Source organism: Thermosporothrix sp. COM3 (genome assembly GCF_059696735.1).
Genome location: NZ_AP019376.1, coordinates 5,738,905 through 5,757,720 on the forward strand (window position 1 = coordinate 5,738,905; position 18,816 = coordinate 5,757,720).

General features: G+C 51.7%; 20 protein-coding genes. 10 read left to right on the top strand and 10 right to left on the bottom strand.

Annotated elements, in window-relative coordinates:
* Positions 1-180: 180 nt before the first annotated feature.
* The 10 genes from KTH_RS24390 (at position 181) to KTH_RS24435 (ending at position 5,911) form a co-directional block, all read left to right on the top strand.
* Positions 181-900, top strand: a complete 720-nt coding sequence (locus KTH_RS24390) for a hypothetical protein (RefSeq protein WP_497621535.1) — start codon at positions 181-183, stop codon at positions 898-900.
* The gene (locus KTH_RS24395) at positions 878-1,636 is read left to right on the top strand and encodes a PD-(D/E)XK nuclease family protein (protein ID WP_497621536.1); all 759 of its coding nucleotides are present in this window, start codon (positions 878-880) and stop codon (positions 1,634-1,636) included. The genes KTH_RS24390 and KTH_RS24395 overlap by 23 nt, the downstream gene beginning before the upstream one ends.
* The gene (locus KTH_RS24400) at positions 1,633-1,866 is read left to right on the top strand and encodes a hypothetical protein (protein WP_497621538.1); all 234 of its coding nucleotides are present in this window, start codon (positions 1,633-1,635) and stop codon (positions 1,864-1,866) included. The genes KTH_RS24395 and KTH_RS24400 overlap by 4 nt, the downstream gene beginning before the upstream one ends.
* Entirely contained in the window at positions 1,859-2,233 is a 375-nt protein-coding gene (locus KTH_RS24405; RefSeq protein WP_497621539.1) for a hypothetical protein, read from the top strand. Before KTH_RS24400 ends, KTH_RS24405 begins: the two co-directional genes overlap by 8 nt.
* Before the next feature lie 275 nt (positions 2,234-2,508).
* Positions 2,509-2,772 carry a hypothetical protein gene (locus KTH_RS24410; protein ID WP_497621541.1) on the top strand — a complete coding sequence of 88 codons (264 nt, stop codon included), beginning with the start codon at positions 2,509-2,511 and terminating at the stop codon, positions 2,770-2,772.
* Positions 2,773-3,060: 288 nt separating this feature from the next.
* Entirely contained in the window at positions 3,061-3,351 is a 291-nt protein-coding gene (locus KTH_RS24415) for a hypothetical protein (RefSeq protein ID WP_497621543.1), read from the top strand.
* Positions 3,352-3,479: 128 nt separating this feature from the next.
* Positions 3,480-4,352 (top strand): DNA cytosine methyltransferase, encoded by an 873-nt coding sequence (locus tag KTH_RS24420; RefSeq protein WP_497621545.1) that lies wholly within the window; start codon positions 3,480-3,482, stop codon positions 4,350-4,352.
* Positions 4,349-4,831: a hypothetical protein gene (locus KTH_RS24425; RefSeq protein ID WP_497621547.1), complete on the top strand. Its 483-nt coding sequence runs from the start codon at positions 4,349-4,351 to the stop codon at positions 4,829-4,831. Before KTH_RS24420 ends, KTH_RS24425 begins: the two co-directional genes overlap by 4 nt.
* Before the next feature lie 20 nt (positions 4,832-4,851).
* Entirely contained in the window at positions 4,852-5,544 is a 693-nt protein-coding gene (locus tag KTH_RS24430) for a DUF6610 family protein (RefSeq protein WP_497621549.1), read from the top strand.
* Between the two features lies 1 nt (position 5,545).
* On the top strand, positions 5,546-5,911 hold the full coding sequence (locus tag KTH_RS24435) for a hypothetical protein (protein ID WP_497621551.1): 366 nt from the start codon (positions 5,546-5,548) through the stop codon (positions 5,909-5,911).
* Positions 5,912-5,975: 64 nt separating this feature from the next.
* Here KTH_RS24435 and KTH_RS24440 read toward each other — a convergent pair whose 3' ends face one another.
* From KTH_RS24440 to KTH_RS24485, 10 genes are all read right to left on the bottom strand, one after another.
* Positions 5,976-6,299, bottom strand: a complete 324-nt coding sequence (locus KTH_RS24440) for a phage holin (protein WP_497621553.1) — start codon at positions 6,297-6,299, stop codon at positions 5,976-5,978.
* 15 nt (positions 6,300-6,314) lie between these two features.
* Positions 6,315-7,325: an N-acetylmuramoyl-L-alanine amidase gene (locus KTH_RS24445; protein WP_497621555.1), complete on the bottom strand. Its 1,011-nt coding sequence runs from the start codon at positions 7,323-7,325 to the stop codon at positions 6,315-6,317.
* A gap of 15 nt (positions 7,326-7,340) precedes the next feature.
* A complete protein-coding gene (locus KTH_RS24450) occupies positions 7,341-9,086 on the bottom strand; it encodes a LamG domain-containing protein (RefSeq protein WP_497621557.1) in 1,746 nt (581 codons plus the stop codon).
* Positions 9,086-9,916, bottom strand: a complete 831-nt coding sequence (locus KTH_RS24455; protein WP_111326212.1) for a hypothetical protein — start codon at positions 9,914-9,916, stop codon at positions 9,086-9,088. Before KTH_RS24455 ends, KTH_RS24450 begins: the two co-directional genes overlap by 1 nt.
* A gap of 11 nt (positions 9,917-9,927) precedes the next feature.
* The gene (locus KTH_RS24460) at positions 9,928-10,314 is read right to left on the bottom strand and encodes a hypothetical protein (protein WP_111326213.1); all 387 of its coding nucleotides are present in this window, start codon (positions 10,312-10,314) and stop codon (positions 9,928-9,930) included.
* 16 nt (positions 10,315-10,330) lie between these two features.
* Positions 10,331-14,518, bottom strand: coding sequence for a hypothetical protein (locus tag KTH_RS24465; RefSeq protein WP_497621560.1), 4,188 nt, complete (start codon positions 14,516-14,518; stop codon positions 10,331-10,333).
* On the bottom strand, positions 14,519-17,215 hold the full coding sequence (locus tag KTH_RS24470; RefSeq protein WP_497621561.1) for a tape measure protein: 2,697 nt from the start codon (positions 17,213-17,215) through the stop codon (positions 14,519-14,521).
* A 155-nt stretch (positions 17,216-17,370) separates the two neighbouring features.
* Entirely contained in the window at positions 17,371-17,763 is a 393-nt protein-coding gene (locus KTH_RS24475) for a hypothetical protein (protein WP_497621563.1), read from the bottom strand.
* A gap of 30 nt (positions 17,764-17,793) precedes the next feature.
* Positions 17,794-18,414, bottom strand: a complete 621-nt coding sequence (locus tag KTH_RS24480) for a hypothetical protein (protein ID WP_497621565.1) — start codon at positions 18,412-18,414, stop codon at positions 17,794-17,796.
* Positions 18,415-18,425: 11 nt separating this feature from the next.
* On the bottom strand, positions 18,426-18,812 hold the full coding sequence (locus tag KTH_RS24485) for a phage tail tube protein (RefSeq protein ID WP_497621567.1): 387 nt from the start codon (positions 18,810-18,812) through the stop codon (positions 18,426-18,428).
* Positions 18,813-18,816 lie beyond the last annotated feature (4 nt).

Genomic DNA, 18,816 nt, shown 5'->3' on the forward strand with positions numbered 1-18,816 from the left:
ATTAAGTTGTAAAAATAATACCACATTTTACTAAAGTATGCTATAGTATTGACAAGTTAATAAAACTTAGTTAAACTTAGCAGTGTGAGGTGTTTGGTTCTTACATTCTGTCTGTTCCCCTCGAACCAGACATCTCAGAAGTTTTGAAAAGTTTTGAAGAGAAGAAAGGTAGATGAACACATGGCAACGAAAGTAAATCCTCTTGATCTGATCGACAATGAACTTGCAAAAGCAGCAGCTCCAAAACCAGCCTCAAAACGCCCGGTTTTTCTCTTTTTGAAAGAGGGACAGAAAGCACTGGTTCGTCCTCTATACAATCTGGATCAAGTGATTGTTCTGCAAAAACATAACAAGTTTGCTCCAGATGCTGAGAATCGCGTGAACGCAGTTTGCGCCGCTGAAATTGGCAAACAATGTGCATACTGCCAGCGCGCCGTAGATGACAAGAAGCTGAATGCTCATACGGTTTTCTACTTGCCTATCTATGTGTACAAAGTCATCGACACCCATACCGGGCAGACGATGACGTACAAAACGGTAGAGGATGGATCAGAGGTGGAAAAGCAGATAGCTGGTTACCGTGTGCTAGAACTGACGAGTTTTGGAACCGCGGGCATGATTCTGAAAGCGTTCCGAAGCTATATGCGCGATCCTGATAGTGGCGGCTCTATTACTGGCTGTGATTTTACCATTGAGCAGGTCGGCTCTGGGCAAAGCAAGGCCTTTGTGGTTATGCCTAAAACGCCAACAGCTCTAGCCTCCCAGATTCAGGCTGCTATTCCAGGCCCTGACCTTGTGCGAGAGCGCATTCTAGAAGCGTTGTCGCCTGCTGTTGTTGAGTCACGTTCCACGCCTGTCGCGCCTGTTCCTGAGGTGGATGATGACATTCCAGAATTCTAATAAGCCCAACTTGAAAGCTCTGGCCGCTTTACTGCGGCTGGAGCTTGATGATATGTTCAATTCCTGGGAGGCTTCCAAACCTCTCAGGACAGGTGCACCTCATGCCTCTGCCATTCTGGTGCCTGAGTCGGAATGGTGTCCACGGCGCCATGTGCTTCTGGCTCTTCATCCTGAGCAAGCAAGGCGTCCTGAAGCAAAGCCCTGGGACGCCTTGCAGAATGCAGTCTTCTTGCATGGCTGGCACCTGCATGAGAAATATCAAAAGCTCTTCTCTGACTTTGCCCGTGTGATTGAAGTCGAGAAGAGCCACTTCGATGAAACCCGTTTCTTGCACTTCACTCCTGATGCAATCATCCAATTTGGTTCTTACAAACTGATCGTGGAAATAAAGGGGTATAAGCAGGAAACCTGGCAGGCGCTTGACGAGCGTGGAAATCCGCCTGAAGCAGCCTGGCATCAATGTAATCTTTATTGTCACCTGTTGAATATTCCCTATGGTCTGGTGCTGGTTGAGAATAAAAATACGCAGAAGGTGAAAATGTGGGCAATTGAACATGATAAAGAATTGGCCCAGCCCTATACCAGGAGGATGTATGAGGTGGTAGGCGGAGTGATCAAAGCCCAGAAAAGCGGGCGTCTCCCTGCAAGGAAATGTACTGCTCCTGATGAGCCGCGAGCACAAAAATGCCCAGTGCGTGAGCTCTGTTTCTCTCTAAAGAATGGAGCTGAGATATGACAGAAGAGCAACTATTGCAAAAGATAGTGCAACTATTGCAAAAGATAGTGCAAGTGTACAAGGAACAAGAGCAAGAAATTGCAGCCTTGCAGGGGTTGGTGCGTAAGCTCCAGGCTTTTGTGAGCAAGTCATTGCCGCCGCCGGATGATAAGGAAAGTTGGGAAAAAGAAAAAGAATGCTTAGATGCTTGGGCTGAAACCTTGCAAGGGAAGGGAGAAAATCATGCTTAGAAAACCGATCCTATCCGCCCGTCAACGGGCCGCGCTGAGGCGAGAGCAGCTCGCTGATATGCCGACTCAGATCACCAGCATAGTCAGGCCTTTTGAAACCGAGCCTCTTTTGCCTGTAGATTCGCAGGGCCGGCCATATGTGCGGATTGAGTCTCAGGAGCGGGATACCTTGAAGCTCGTTGAGCAAGCCGTTGATCAATACGTGAAAGCACGGAAAACATTCCCTTCGGTCATATTGTTGTCTGCAATTAGATTCTTGGAGATTGGCTTTTCGCTGAAATACTACTACCCGCTAGAAGTTAGGGGACTTGCGATCCCCTACCGGTATGATCCGGCGGGAGCTGGCTATGACGTGTTGTGCAGGTGAGAGATTTTCAAGGAGAGAGGAATGATGGAAGGAAAATTAGAGGCAGACGCACTCACGCGTCTCAAAAACGCGCGCGATGCGTTTAAGGCCTGATCGAGGTCAACTTTGTCGCCCAGGAAGCAGGTTGGGGGGAAGACGAGCGTGAAGCGTATGTTCTGGAACAGACCCAGAAGCTAAAAGAAGCACTTGGTCTGGATAGAGAGTTTTGTATTCTGTGTGGGCATTGGTATCAAAGTAAGCCTGAGCCACACACCTGCTCATAAAAGGAGATACATATGCATATTTTGATGGGAATAGTTGCAGTGGAGGGCGGCATTATCGCCGTCCTCTTGCTCATGCTGAAAAGAGAGCGCCACATTCAGGACGCTGAATGCGCGGAGTTGCGCCATTCGCTTCAGCAATGCCTGGAGCGAGTCCACGTGCTTCAGCAAGAGGCGCAACAACACAAGGTGCAACAAGACGAGCCTGAAGAGGTGGATTATGAAGGGATGCTTCGGGCCCTCTTGGAGCCATTTGAGGATAGGAGGCAAGAGAGGTGAGGCGGAATCAGAGAACAGGACGAAACGAGCCAAAATGATGAAAAAGATCATATTCGTCTGCTTGAGGCCCTGGATCGGCATAGCGGCCCAGTTGTCCTCTCTGGTTATGCTCATCCGCTCTATGATCAACGATTAGCCCACTGGCAGCGTGTGAGCATGCCAGCACTGGCAGAAAAGGGGCAAGTGCGTACAGAGGTGCTCTGGCTGAATCGAAAAGCTGTGCGGCGTCAGCTCAGTTTGTTTGAGGAGGGAAGCGCGTACGCGTTCCCGCAAGAAGGGGAATAGGGCATGCAAACAATCATTTTTATCGTGATCTTTGTGGTGCTGATCATCAATTTGTTTGTGTTGTTTTTGGAACGAGCACGCCTGCAAGCTCGTTTGCGCCAGGAACGGGAATGTCTGTTCCGCTGGCAGCAACAGGCGCGCAACCAGAATCGCATTTTGCAGACATTCTTTCCTGAAGCGGCTAAAAAAATAGAGCAGCTTCCATATATTCCTGATAGTGTGGAGCGCGAGCGCCGTGTCTTTGAAATTATTACCGCTACTATACTTCATGATTCGAGAGAGGATTTGAAATGATGCTTTTAAGTATGTTGGTCTTGCGCGTTCGCTTGATGCGTATGAAGGCAGCGCAAGACAGAAATGAAGCGCGACCAATATTATTCAAAATTACTTCAACATCTGCTTCAGCATTTGGAGGGGCACCCATGAAAATGCTGTCGCTGTGCTCTGGGATCGGTGGTGCCGATCTGGCAGCCGAATGGGCAGGAATACAGGTTGTTGGTCAAGTTGAAATTGATACATTTTGCACGCGTGTCTTACAGCAGCTTTGGCCGCAAGTAGCGCGGATGCGCGATATTCGTGAGGTACGAGGCGATGAATTTGGGGAAATCGATCTTCTGGTTGGTGGATTCCCTTGCCAACCCTTCTCTCAGGCAGGGAAACGAAAAGGGAGGAGCGACGAACGCAATCTCTGGCCTGAAATTCTCAGGATTCTTGGCAAAATGCACCCACGCTGGTTTGTGGGAGAAAACGTCCCGGGGCTACTCTCAGTTGACGCTGGACAGGTTTTCGGTGGTATCATCGCCGACCTGGACGCGTTGGGGTATGATGTGGCGTGGGCAGTCTATGGGGCTCACGAGGTTGGAGCCTCCCACCGACGCGATCGTCTCTTCATTGTGGCCTACTCCGGCCGCGAGCAATCCCAACGACGGGGAAGCATTGGAGAGTTGGAAGCAAAGAAGAGAAGCAGTCCGGAAAAAGGCCCGCAATGGGAACGGATTTGGCATGCCACTGAGCATAGCAGTGCGATGGCACAACACCGCACAAGTACAGGATGCTCAGTGGCTCAACCCCGAGTGGGTAGAATGCCTTATGGGCTTCCCACCGGGATGGACCGATATCAAAGCCCAGCCCAACCAGGAGAGTCACAATACCTCTGGGAACCTCCCAGAACTACAACCCAACGGGATCCCAACCGAGCAAAACGGCTAAAAGCTCTTGGCAATGCCATTGTCCCTCAACAAATACTTCCAATTTTTCAAAGTATTGTTGAGATTGAGCGGAGGCAAGAGCAATGAGTTCTTTAGATCAACAATCCCTTTGGGTTGAAGAGGCGGAGAGCCAGAGCAGGCCGAAACGAGCCAAAATCCCGCCCCTTGCAAGGGCAGAAGAAATCTATCGGGAGCTTGCTCGGCTGAAAGTTGGCGACAGCGTCCCCTCAAAAATATATATCTGTGATTATACAACAAGGGAAATTCCCCCCTGGAAAGTTGTGCGTCTGGAAACACTAATGAAGGCGATCAAGCTAACGGTCGTCGATCCTGAATCGAGAAAGCAAGAATTGATTCAACAATCCTGGGTAGCAGTCGACGTTATCGCGTTGCCCACAAAGACATTGGCTACCCCGCTCTATACCTATCGCGAGGGGGCATCCCCTCACTGTAGCAATATGCTCAGAGACATCAGGCAGCGAGCCCGGCAGCTTGCCGAGCAAATAACGGGTGTGAAGGTTGACGACGATGACGATCCGGAAGAGGATCCCGACGACGACGAGTAGCCCTTGCAAGGGGGGAAGAGATGGACTTGATTTACTGTGCGGGCGGAAATATTGGCTTGCAAAGAATCGCGCTAGAAGAGGGCTGGCAGCTCGGACAGCGTTCTGATGCGACACCCTCTCCATTCAATATGACATTTATAGATATTAACTACAAAAAGGCAGATTTCGAGCGTCACCTTGAGATAGTCCGCCTTTTTCGCCCCAAATATGCAACTGTACCAGATCTGTCTGCTAAGCAGACAGATCTCAGCGAGATCAAACGGGCAATGAAGCAATACGAGCAGCTCGCGGAATATTGCGAGGTCCCCCTGGTAGTCCCTAAGCTGTCCGAACAGCTTCAGTTGCTCCCACCAGACGTCGCCATTGGCTTCTCGGTGCCGAGCAGTTACGGCGCGGCCCAGTTCCTCCCGTGGGAATTGGCCGGGCGACGCGTCCATCTGCTTGGTGGCAGCCCCAAGCGACAGATGGAGCTGTATAGGTATATTTCCATCTTCGCAACAGTTACGAGTGTGGATGGTAATTATGCTCAACTCATGGCGACGAAGTTCGCCGAATACTGGGAAGCAGGGCGCTGGCATAATCATCCTGCTATTGAAGAGAAAAAGGAAAATTTATATTACGAATGCTGGCGCATATCCTGTCGGAATCTCCGGCAGGCCTGGGAGAAGATCACAGGCAAGGCTGAATGCGCTGTTCCTTGCAAGGAGAGATGAATTGGAACATAACTGGAGAGACGATCCAAACGCGCGCCGCTTGCGGACACATCTTCAAAGGTGTGTCCCCCCGCGGATTCGGGACTACCTTAGGAAAGGTGGGCCAACGCCTGAAGATATCGAACAGGTTCGGGGGGTCACGCGAGATATCGCCAGAGCTGGCGACCTGATCCTGTACCCTGACGGGACAGGACGTGAACAGCCCTATCTCGATGAGCTGGTTGAGGCTGTTGCTCTCCTGGCCTTTGCACCGGGGGGCATAACCGTGATGGGGCTTCACTTTGACGCGACCATAATAGCGCAGGAGGCACCTCAAGACGAACTGACACAGCTTCTCAGCGATATTGATAGTTTATTATCGTTGTGAAATTTGAAGAAATTATTGTAGAGAAACAAGAGGTTGACTTTTTGACGAGTCAACCTCTTTTCGCTTATGATTTAGGCTTCTCAACCTGATTCATCGCCCTGACAGCAGCCTCGAGAGCTGCATTAATCAGCGTCGGGTTCATGCTTTTTAGCCCAACGGCCTGGAGCATGGCAATAATCAGGTCAACGGCCTTTTGTCGTTTCTGCTCTCCAGGCAACCCGTCAAATTGCTGCTCAACTGCCAGTACTGCTGTGTGAGCAACCTCTTGCACGGTCCGTTGTACCTGCTCTGGCAACCGGGCGTAGAGCCGCGGCAAAAGCAGAGCAGAAAGCAGCACAATAAAAGGGACAACCAGGTTGATGAGCATAATAAGCTGTTCAAGTGTCACTATTATGAATCCTTTCTATTTGATTGATTGAAGGGCTGTAAGAGCCTGCTTTGCTACCTGTTGGTACTGAGCAAGCTGCTGCTTCAGCTTCTCGACTTCGATAGCATGATTCTTTCCTTTTTCGGCTGCAAGCTGATCCTGGAGCTGTTTCACCTGGCCTGTGAGGCGGTCGTACTCGCTACGGAGTTTGATCCATTCTTGCCCGCTCCAGGCCTCAAAAACGCCCTTTGCCGGTGTCCATTCAAGGGTTGTCCAGCGGAAGCGTTGTTGCGTGCCGCCACCCAGGCTCGGATTACTGATCTCAAGCGGGGTTGCTCCATGCTCACTCTCAAGCGGCCAGTTCCCGGGGTGCCATGCGTGAGCAAGCACGTAGTCGCGAAAGCCCTGCACCACTTTGACCCCGTTCGGTGCGATCAGCGTCTTGCCATCATCTTTCCAACCGTTTGGTATTCCCATTTTTTGGTCTCCTTCATTTTTATTCAAAAAACTCCATAATTCATCCCAGGGATAGGGCCCGGGGCAGCCGGTGCGGTTGACTGGATCCATTGAGAAATGGCCTGTAATGCCGCCCCGGGCATCAGCATAACGCTTCGGGATTCCCCACCGCTGGCAGATGTCCTTGATGAGCTGGAAACTGGCACGCTTCTGCGCCTCTGTCAGCTCATCTGAATTATCAGTGCTTGGCTTGATATGCTCAATGGCGATGGTGACGAGATTCGGATTGAGGCCTAGATCTGACCACCAGGCGTCATGATGCACACTGTCGCCGCCGGTCCCTGCCGGGCCTGTAACCGCTCCATTGGCCCAGGCAGCATCATCTTCACTGACACACTGATAGATCTCGCCATCAAGTCCTATGATGTAGTGCGCGCTGGCCTGAGTAGCGGGATCTGCGAAAAAGGCCGCGCAATCGTATGCACGGTGAAATCCCGCCGTCCCATGCAGGATGAGCCAGCGCGGTTGCTGGCCCTCGCGACCTTCCCAATGATGCGCGGCCTCTAGCCACTGGATATTGAGATTTGCCATAGAGAATCTCCTTGTCTACAAACTATTGCGAGCCTGATAATGAGCGGTTATTTGAGTCTGTGAAAGCGCATAAGAATACAGTGCAAACTCATCAATCCACCCGGCAAAAAACGTGCTCAGGACGGGATTCCTTGCAAGGGTAAGCGCATAAGCAGGATTGGAGAGATTGCCTGATGAAGCGATATCTCCGACCTTTGTGCCGTTGAGATAGAGCTTTAATCTCGTGTTGTCATACGTGGCAACGACGTGATACCACTGGTTGAACTGCCACGTGGTCGGAACATCAATGGAGTTGAAAAAATCCTCATAGCCATTGGCTACATAGAGAGCGTGGTACGATCCTGTACTGACATCCAACCTCATCCCGTGATTGGTAGAAACTGGATTGTCAGTTGCGACCAGGCTACAGTAGCCATTGCGCGACAGATCAGCGAACTTGATCCACAGCTCAAGGCTGTACTGATTCCAGTCCTTCAGCGTCATGTTTGCTACGACGCCATAGCCGGTAGAGCCGTCAAAGCGGATGGACGGATCAGAAGCGATCACTCCCGGCTCGTTCGTGGTAACCCCCCCTTGCAAGGAGAGCGCAGTATCCTGGTTGCACCTATCATAAAAGACCGGGGCATCTTGCTTGATAACTTCGGGATAGAGATGCGCTTGCAGGAAATTGCTGACTTGTCGAACGGTGCGCAGCTCGTACAGATCGGGGCTCCCCTTGAGCTGCACATCTAACTCCCCATATTGCCCACCGCCATAATAGATTTTTGCGCAATATTCGATGGAAGGCGCAAGAAGAGAATGCATGACACGCTCATACTGCTGCACCAGGTCTGATACCTGCATCAGCGCATCAGGATCGCTGGCACGTAGCATCGCAATCTGAACGCTCTCAAACTGCCGCGAGCTTTCGGTGATATCTCTGCGTGTGAAGGGGAGAGCTTTTGCAAGAACCTGCTCAACCTGTTGCACCGTCTCTACAACTCGCGCCACCGAAACAGGCCCACTCATGACCATTTCAGAGCCGCGAGAAAACTCGTTGACCAGTCGCCAGCCCGTGAGCGTGACGCGCTCTCTCCCTTGCAAGGGGGTCTGCAAGGTTTCGGTCACGCTTCCTGTCACCGTTGGTGCACCGCTGTCGGTAACGGTCAGGTCATCTACACGGAGCCATGATGCTGAACTCGGAAGAGCGGTGACACCGTAACCACCAGTCAGAACCGGGCTGGAGTCAGATACATCCATATCCCACGTGCTCGGCTCTTGACTGCTCGCGAGCCAAAGCCTCCCTTGTAACCGGGTTGGGTTGCTTCCTGTAACGCGAAACCGCATCTTGTATGCGGTGTTGGCAGTAATCGACTTTGCCGGGCCTGACCAGGTCTGCGTTGTGCTGTTGTTGACGAACCGCGCAATGAGCAGAGAGCCAGAACTTAAGTTGAATCTGTAGCCTGTCAGGTTGCTTGTTCCTGCATTCCCACTGAGTCGTGCATCAAGCCCGAACTCATCAGATGTCGAGGCAGGAATAAAGGTAGCAAGCAGCTCCATATTTCCAGTGCTTGCCGAACCGAGTCGGTAGTGCAAACGGGAGCCGGGATTACTCGGGCTGTTGCGTATTTGCCCTTGCGTCCCGTTGGTTGAGAGCATATCCAAGTACCCACCCTCAGGCGGGTCATTGGTAGCGGCTCCCCAGATTTTGCCATCAGTCGCCATGCCCCACCCGTTTGAAACTGCTGCTCTATTGAAATTGTCTTGCGCTAAAACAGCCATTACAGCTTCTCAGTGATAGTGATGAGGCCATTTGACGAGTCAGAGATGATCAAAGGGGCGTCGAACGGCACACGCAAAAAGGTGTGTGTCGTTGCTGTTACCGGGTTAGCACTGACCAGCCAGGCCGTTGTATATGAGGCGGCAACGGCCGGCGGTGTGCCTGTCGTGCTAAAAAGGTAAGCCCCGTTGTTCGTGACGGTCAGACTGCGATTCCCATACCCAGAATTGCCCCCGCTGACTGCATACGTAAACTGTGCAGCAGGTAAAGGAGCCGTATAGGACACAGGAGACGTAAGCGCGCCTGGATCGGCTGTCGGGACACTGGCATAGTCATACCTGACCCATGAGCCGGCAGGGATGCTTGATGTTGGCCCGGGAGTTGACTGAACACCCACGGTTCCGGCTCCTGAGATGGCGGCTGTCGTGACAACTGTCAAGGTGTTAGAAGTCCCTGCATTGATGACCAGCTTTGTCCCGCTTGGAATAGAAGCGCCTATCAGAGAGCCGATCTGGATGCTTGTCACGTTGCCCCCCGCGGGAATGGCGGCAGAGAGCGAGGCCATACCCAGAGATTGATCAATGGCGATCATTGAGGCGGGGGGTGTACTCGGAGTGCTTGCACCGGCCAACGCCTTGAACATGGTCAACACGCCATTATCCGTGTAGGCGTTTTCCAGCCATTGTTCTTGAGTCACGTTGCCAGTGGCCTTCTCAAGTGTTTGAATGCGCCAGAAACCGCCCGAACGGTTGAGGCTTGCCACAGCATCATCAAAGTTTGTCGGCTGTGCTGGTTGGCGATATTCTGGGATAGAAATGTAGATGTTTTGCATAGATGGCTCCTTCAATGAATAAATCTGGTTAAGTAGGCAATAATAACCGCAATGAGGATAGACGATAGAACACCAAGCAACCAGTAGAGCGTGCGGGAAAGGATGATGAATCTCTCGGCTAAAATTTGGCTAGATGATTGGATATCATCGAGTTGCTTATCAAATTTCTCTTTCATGGTCTCTAGCCGCGAATTGGCTTCCTTTAAATCTATCCCCCACTCTTTGCGCAACACCGAAAGCTGGCTTTCTAGATTGTCTATCCTTTTTTGATTTTCTTGGATCATTTGTTCATGCATTCTGATTTGCACTTCATGAGTTTTGAGATTGACATAAGAGCTTGGCAGTTCATCGATCTTTTTATAGATAGCAGCAAGTTGCTGCTGTATCGAATCAGGCATATACAAAGAATCCTTTCTAGTCTGCAAAGAAGGCCGTCCAGTCCGACACGACAGCCCCTTGCACGGCCTTGATCTGGAATTTCTCTTGCCAGACCGGCACGCCTTGTTCATCAACTGTTGGCACCCACGATCGTGCGACACTTTGAATGAGGAAGGGCACATCTTTGAGACCATAAGCCGGGTGGTAGACATGCAGGAGCTGACCGGCTTTGAGGCCTGGTTTGCGAGTCACAAACGAAAGCACATGACCCTTCTGGGCGTACTGCTTCAACCTGCTTACAGCCAGGGCGAGAGCTTGCCGCTTGGGCATCTTGTCAACTTCCTCGTTGACTTCGACAATACCGCTTGTCCCGTCCTGAGCTGAACGAGAAGCTATCTCTTGCTCATCCCTGACGTTGACCGAAATGGGCACCTGAGCATCATACTGGACTTCGATGATCTGTCCGTCTCGGAGCTTGTTCGAGTCATCGCTACTGAGTGAGTTTGACCCTCTCTCGAAGTAGAAGACGGCTCCAGTTGCGCCTTTAGCTGCGTAGCTCACAGCAACGCCATCGACGCTGATTGATTTCATCGCCTCTACCGGATAGCCGAGCGTCCAGGATGACGCTTCACCATCGGCTTTCTTGGTTTCGGTCATTGGTACAATGTCGATGGCCCCTGTAATCCATTGCGAGTTGCGGTAGCTCTCCTGCGTGTTTTCCAGAGAAAAGCCCTGAATCTCCATGAGATTGGCAGTCGCGATCCAGGGCGCAAGTTCTGCCTCGCGCCGCCGGAAATACGGTGTTCCGTCATGGTCAAAGAACCAGAGGGCGTCACTCTGCTTTGCCAGGTCATCAAAGACGGCCGCGATGCTGGTAGGCTTGCCACTCGCTATTGAGTAGTCTGTGCTGGCAATGAGTGCGCCATCTGCAATGCTTTCAGGCCGGATAGTCACAGCAAGATCATTGAGTGATGGCGACATCAAGGGATCATCTGTACTCAGCACAGTCTTCACATACAGGTTTGTCTGGAATAATGGCGAACTCAAAACCTGGAAGGAGGCAAAGTTGAAGGTGTTTTGCCCGCCCGCTGAATACAAGCCAGAGTAGCCCCCTTGCAAGGGGGTAGTATCGGGATACTCACAGAGCAGCTCGCCATCCATCCAGAAGGAAACGGTGTTGCCTACACGCTGGAAGCGGAACCGATGTGGCGTGCCTCTCACAAACGAAATGGAAGCAGCAGCAACGAGAGAGCTTGTCCCGTTTTCTGCCCGGTAGATTTGTGCGGTGTTGGGCTGGCTTGTTGCCGCTGAATCTCGCACAACACAGGAATAGGCATTGCCATTGTTCAAGCAGAGAGCCGCGCCCCCGTTCTCTGAGCGATCACTGTCAAACACAACCACTGCTTCCATGCCGGGCGTGAGCCGTGTCGGGCGTAGCACTGCATTGAGGCCATTGGAAACAAAAAGGCGGCTATTGGCTGTATCCCACGTCCATACAGCGGCATCACCCCCTGCAAGGAATTGAGAGAAGTAGTCGCGCTGTGTGTCAGAAGCGAACTGGTCTATAACTGGCTCTTGTGCGCCAACAATACCAGGGAGAGCAGAAGCACCGCTTGCGCCAGCTCCAACATTTGACCATGACACCCCATCAAACGAGCTTTGTATGCTCGTACTCGTATTTTGTGGCTGGCTTCCGTCCCAGGACAGACTTGTTGACCCGACGCGATCTGCAAGCTCTAACGCGATTGCTGGCGTCACGCGTGAGCCTGTCGCGTGATAGTTGCTCACAACAGCCAAAGAGAGGCCTGTTATCCGTGCAGGGACGCTGACGGACTCTGTGGAGAGTGTCGCTCTTAAGCGTGCCTGGGTCATGTTCGTGCAGTTTGCGCCCTTCTGCAAGGCCGGGACTGGCTGTCCTTTGCCGACAGTTTGCCAGCTCGCGCCGTTGTCCGGGGAGAACTCCACTTTATAAGAGACATCACTTGGCACCGGCTCATCATATTGAAAATTGATGAGTGAGCCGACAATGTTGGCTCCCACACCCGACAGGTTGAGAGCGGGACTTGTCCAGGAGCCCTGCAAAGAAGACACAATGCCAAAGTTGTCGAATCTGGCTTCCTGAATAATGCCGCCTGATACCGCTTGAGAATTATAAATCCGCATGGCGATATATCCCGGCCCGGCATGGGTCGAGTCGGTGACAGAGATGTATTCCACATCGTCAATGCTGATCTTATGCGTTGCCCCATTGACAACCACCTTGAGCCGGTGCCAGTTGCCTTTCTCAAAGGTCAGAGCCGTACTTGCAAGCTGTGTCCACGATCCCGAACTTGCAGAGTTACTGCCTTTGCCGAATTGAAGCAGACTGGTGCTAAAACCCGCGAAGTAGGCAAAGGAATTTAACGGGGCCTGCCGGGTGGCGGGATAATTGCTCGTCCTGTATTCCAGCCCGGCAACCGCGTAGTCGTTGCCGAGCAGGATATCTATTTCAGCAGTGAAGTTTGTCCAGATCCCGCCCCCGGCGAAATTGAGACGCGCCCTCAGATCGTGCTGAGGGTCAATATTCAGGAAGTAGGCGGCTTGCCGAATTCCGGCTCCGCCATAGCCATTTGACGCGAAAAAGGTTAGTCCGGTCTCATCCCCATCATCCCAGTTTCTGGTGTACTGATTCAGCTTGATCTCGTCTGAATCAGAGCGCACGTTGTTGTACGTGCCAGTTTGCCAACTTGCCTTGTTCTGGTAGAGGATGAGCGCGTCTTGTTTGGTTGTATTTGCCGCCGGATTGATCTGATAGCTGAATAATCTCAAGGCAGGCGAAATGGTCGGGTCTGGTGAACCGTTTTCAAGGTCTAACTTCCACTTGAGACCAACCCCCGGCTTTGTCAGGTCTTGCCCTGGCACAAAGCAAGGGAGGGCCGTAACATTAGGAGCGTCCAGATAGGAAATGCCATTGTCGCCGCTGACCTGCACACGGGAGGTGGTCTTGTCTGGGAGATCGGCAACATATGAGAGATGACTTCCTTTGTAAATGCCCACAGTCGAAAGCGCGGTCGGCTCTGCAAAGGTCACAGAGCCGCGTTTGTCGTAGGATCGAACGTAGGATACAGCCAAGTCGGTATAGCCATATGTTCTCACGATTTTAGGCACAAACGGGAGGCTGGAAGAAGAGCTATCGAAAATCCACAATTTTGTAGCATTGGACGCAGAATTATAAATCCTGATGTTTCGAAAAAAGGCCTGATAAACGCCTGCTTGATCTCCCTCGAAGCCAAGAGAAACATAGGCGATTTTCTTCCCTACCCAATTTATAGTGGGGACTGAGATCCAAAATCTTCTCTCATACCATTTATCATCAGCCCATCCTTTTAAATCGGTTGAAGGATGAGGATCCAGGTCATTTATATCATTTGAATAAAAATTGTGAATATCTCGCAGCGATGTCCCATCGGTGAGCGTGATGTCAACACTCGCTTTGATCTCAGGCGACGTCGAACTGACCCAGACTTCATACTGCAGGAAATCATTTGCCTGGATCGTGTACCCACCATTGTAGATCTTCACGTAGAGATAGGTGTTGCCAGCGCTCGTACTGGAACACCGGGCGCGAAAGCTCACGGCCCCGCTAGAGCGCAGCCGCAATGACTTATCCGGCCCTATCTCAAGGCTACTGTATGTGTTTGGCGCAAGCCAGCTTGTAAAATCTTTGTATTCCTTTAGAAGAGGTGTGCCAGCAGGTGAGAGTGTGAGCACATCCCGGCCGCTCTCATCGGTTGTGGTAACTGTATTCGAGAGGGTTCCTTGCTGAAAGGCGGCAACATCGGACTCGCGGTAGGATGTGAAGTTCTGCCTGATCCCTTCCCCTTGCAAGGAGGTTTTGAGCAAGTCTACAAAAATATCACCTGCTAACTGGTTATGGTAGTCCTTGCCGCTGAAGAACCGTTTGTCTGCAATGTAGTGCTTGCCGATGGCGTCAATATCAAAGCTGGTGTGGGGATTGGGAAAGAGATTGTGCTTGCTTACCCTGTCCACATAGCCGGAAAAGATCAGCTCATCATCTGCCTTGATCTCCAGTTTGAGTCCGGGGTAGTAGTCGGCCGTGCCAAACGTGTCAAGCACCTTAACGCGTGCTGTTGCCCTCTGCTCAATGGTGTCCTCTGTTTCAAGTTCAACAGAGGCAAGGACATTGACACCGTTGAGATAAACGGATAGCGTTTTGCTGCTCATCTACCTGACACCTACCTTTGTCCGTGATCTGTTGGCGATGTAGTTGCCGCTGATCTCACCCAGGACGCGGCCGTCAACCTCCAGCACGATCGGGCGTCCATCCCCTTGCAAGGCAACCTGCACCGCCTGCATGACGGCTGCTCCGGCAGGCTCTGGATAGTCAATTTGTGGCGTCATCGCGGTGGCAAGCCGCGAGCTGGCACGCTCTACGCGCCCGATCTGCCGATCAAGGCCCGATACCAGGATGTCGCCAAAATCTGGCATCCAGTCCCGCACCGAAACAAGCGGCCCGATCTCAGGCGTTGAGAAGTGGAGATATGACCAGATGGTGTCAGCGATCTCTTTGGCCTTTTGGCCTACAGAGCCAACGAGATTGCCCAGACCACCGATCAAATTCGCACCGAAGTCGCTCATCCACTGCCAGGCCTGTCCAGGAAGCCCGCTGAAGAAGCTACCAATACCTGACACAATCTCACTTGCTTTGCCGGTCGCTTGATTGTAGAGATTACCGAAAAAGCCGACGATATTGGACACAAAATGAGACACCGTATCAGAAACCCACTTGCCCATGTTCTGGAAGAAGGACACGATGGAATTGACCAGATCTGGCACGATGGAATGCCCGACCAGCACGTCAAAGAGCCACTGGAAAAAGCCGATCACGCCAGAGACGAACCCTGAGACGAAGGATATGACTGACTGCACCCCCATAAGCCAAATCCCCTTGATCATCCCCCAGAACCCGCTAGCCATGTTGACGATACCGCTCCAGATATTGGAAAGGTCCGCCCCGAGCTGGTCAAATTGGCCTGTGAACAGGTGAACAAAAAACATGATGAGGCCCGAAATGATCTGGAATACTCCTGACCAATACTGGATGAATCCACCAACAAAGGAGACCACGCCTTGCAGGAAGGTGGACAAAAAGGATAGAGCCCCGCTGAGAGTACCAACGAGAAGGGCAGTGACAACAGCCCCTAGTAGAGCGAATCCTGGCAATAGCGGTTGTAGCCCCTGCCATAGCCCTTGCAAGGCTGGTAGGAGTTGTGTCGTCCAGGTGGCAACGAGCTGATCCCAGACAGGCTTGAAAGTGGTGATCAGGAAGGTGCCGAGTTGCGTCAGAGTTTGGCCTAGATTACTAACCCCTGAAATAATTCCTGGTACGTAGGGACTCAAAAGCTTGATTCCGTCTGCTAGCCCCTGGAACGCTTGGTTCAGGAGGCCTGCACCGGCTTTGACATTAGCATCGCTAAAAAGCCCTTTCAGCCCATCTGCAAGGGGGGTCAGGTGTGGCGCGATATTGGAGGCTATGGTATTGCCCAGATTCTGTAAACTCTGGACAAAGTTAGACCAGCCACCACCTTTGTTAAGTACCTCCCCAGCCTTGCCGAAGAGATCAACCAGGCGGGAGAAGCCGGGCGCGACATTTGTGGAAATAAAGGAGCCAATGTTTTGAAGGGTACTGCCTAAAAGCTTGCCTGTCCCTGTGACAAATCCCAAAAAGGCGGGACTGTTGAAGAGATCTCCTAATTGCAGCAAACCACTCTTCATTGCATCAAAGGTACTTTTCCCAAATTCACGCAAGGCATTTCCTGCGGAATCAATGAGATTCGAGAGTGCACCAAATCCGCTTTTCCCCTGCGCTTCCATAGCACCCGCAAGGTTTGATTCCTGAATGCCCTTACGCAACATGGCGATAGCATCATCTGCGGGCAGTAATCCTTTGGATACAAGGTCACGCACCTCGCTTTGTGTCATATGGAGTTGATTGGCAAGAATCTCCCATACGCGTATATTCCTGTCCGCGAGCTGACCGAGGTCTTCGGCTGAAGCCTTCCCGTTTGAGCGCATTTGTCCGAAAATAGTTGCTATATCCTGAAGATTGCTCGGATCAAGTGCATTTCCGCTGACCACATTCCCGATATCTGTCAGCCAGGGCAGAATATCTTTGGCGTTGACCCCAATTGCCAGTAATTTCTGAGCTGTTTGAGCTAGCTCTGGGAATTCGAAAGGTGACGTTGCAGCAAGTTTTTGGATCTGCTGAAGCAGGTTTTTCGCCTCATTCCCATTGCCAAGCAAGGTCTTGAAGGCGATTTCGGTCTGTTCCATCTTCCCGCTTGACTGAAAGATAGCCGTCCCCAGACCGATCGCGGCACCGACCCCGAGGGACAGTGCTCCGGTGAGGGCTGTCCCCAGTCCCATCGCCGCCACCTTCATCCCCTCGAGCTGGGATTTAAAATGAGAGGACATGGAACTGATACGCGAGCTGAAAGAGCTGGCGGCAGTAGACGCCTGATGGAACTCCGCGGCAAGCTTCTGCCCTGTGTTAGAGTCCTCAAGACGCTTGATCTTTTCTCTGGCGTCCTGAGCTTGCTTTTCAAGCAAGACCAGCTTAGCGCGGGCCTCTTCCACGCCGGTGACGGCCTCACCAGCGTTGGCGGCATGCTCAAGCTTTTGCAGTTGTTCACGAGCTTTGCGCACCTGGCTTTCAATCAAGACAAGGTGCGCTTTCGCAGCTTCGACGTTGGTCACAGCTTTGGACATATTGCCACTGCCCTCCATGCTCTGGAGAGCTTTGCCTGTGCTGAAAGCAGAGGATGACACAACTGAGAGCTGGCTTTTTGCCTGTGCCACTCCGCTTTTCAGGCCGGACATGTCTACACTCAATTTCACAATCAGTCCGGATAAAATCCCCATTTATCGCCTCTTTGCTGCTTCTTTCTTCGCTTTCTCGATAGCTTGCTTCTCTCTCTTGGCTTTGATCGAGAAGTAGGCCTGCCACCCAGCAAACTCGCTGGCACTCATTCGCTCAAGAAACTCGTCTCTGGTGTTGCCTGCCCCGACGGTTTCCGTCAGGAAGTAGGAGAAGTATTCGAGGTCGTTTGCTTCAAGTTTTTTTGGGTTTCGTCTGCGTCAATTGCGGAGAGTTCCCGAATCTTCTCAGCAATCGGGGTGAGCACTGACATCCCAAATCCCGCCACGCCATCAATGTCCTGCTCAGAGAAGATTTGTTCTTTCCCTTCTCGGGTGATGAGAGAGTAAGTGACAAAAGCAGCGGCTTCTAATGCCTCGTTCCGCCCTGTCTCATCTTTGCTCAGGCGTTCAGCCTGGACGACCTCCTTCGCAGTCAATTCTCTGAGAGCAAGCTGTCCATCTAGCTCCTCCAGACCGGGAAGAGTAACCTCAAGGTCTTGCACCTTTAAGCGTCTATTAAAGAATTTTGCTCTGATTTCTGCAGGCTTCATCTCATATTGTCCTTTTGTGATGTTGTAAATTTACGCTTTGAAAAACTCATCAGTGAGTTGGAACGTCAAGCCCTCTTCAATGAGTGCCGAGACTTCGGCTTTGATATTGCACTCGGATACGTAAGCGTACCCTTCATACCTGCGGCCTGTAGGAGAGACATAAGAGACAATGAGCAGGTCTCGCTCTTGCAAATTCTTCACCCGATCATGATTAAGCCAAAACCTGTCAACCTTTAGCTCCCCCTCGAGCAAGGTCGGGGTGTAGAACTTCGCGCCGGTAGGATTGAAGGTTGTGCTGTCCTCCAGATTTGTTTTGCTCGTAAATTCGACACTTTTCGCATTGCCTATCTGGCTGAACGGATAAAACGCGCCAGAGGCCAGACGCACTTGCAAGGTCGGATCTTGCGGTGAGTCAAAGACGACGCGAGCAGCGACACGATAGAGAGTGAAGCCTGTGCTGACCGGAGTCCAGGTCGTACCATCTGAACTGGTTTCAACGATAACTGGCACGTCCCGATCAAGATACCGTTTTGTCGAGTTCGCGATCACATAGGTCTTGTGATCTCCTACATCGGTGAGCATCTCATTGACAAAAGGAACACTTGGCTTGGATGCAACGAGGAATTGTGAATTATACGCGGCAATCGCCATTTGGAAGCTCCTTATGCTCGCGTCACGTCACCATTCATTGTGACGGAGTACTCAACCTCGATTTTCCCTGACACATCGGCCTTGATCGAGTATTCACCGATCCAGGCATCGAAGGAATATTTCTTCACCCCATCGGGAGATATCTCAAGCTGTACCAACTGCCGCCCGAAATAGGCGTCCTCTAACGCTTGCTGGCCGGGATCACCTACATTCCAGTTTCCCGACAATTTTGTTTCCATCCCTCGCAAGGTTGGGATAAACGTTTTGGTACCGGGCGCACTACTGCTAAATGCAGTAGTTTCCTCTAAGTCGGTCTTGAAAGGAAGTTCCACGCTCGAAATGTCGTGCACAATAGTGCTGCCTACTTTGATCACTGCACTATAAGCCGCTTTTGCCATAGTT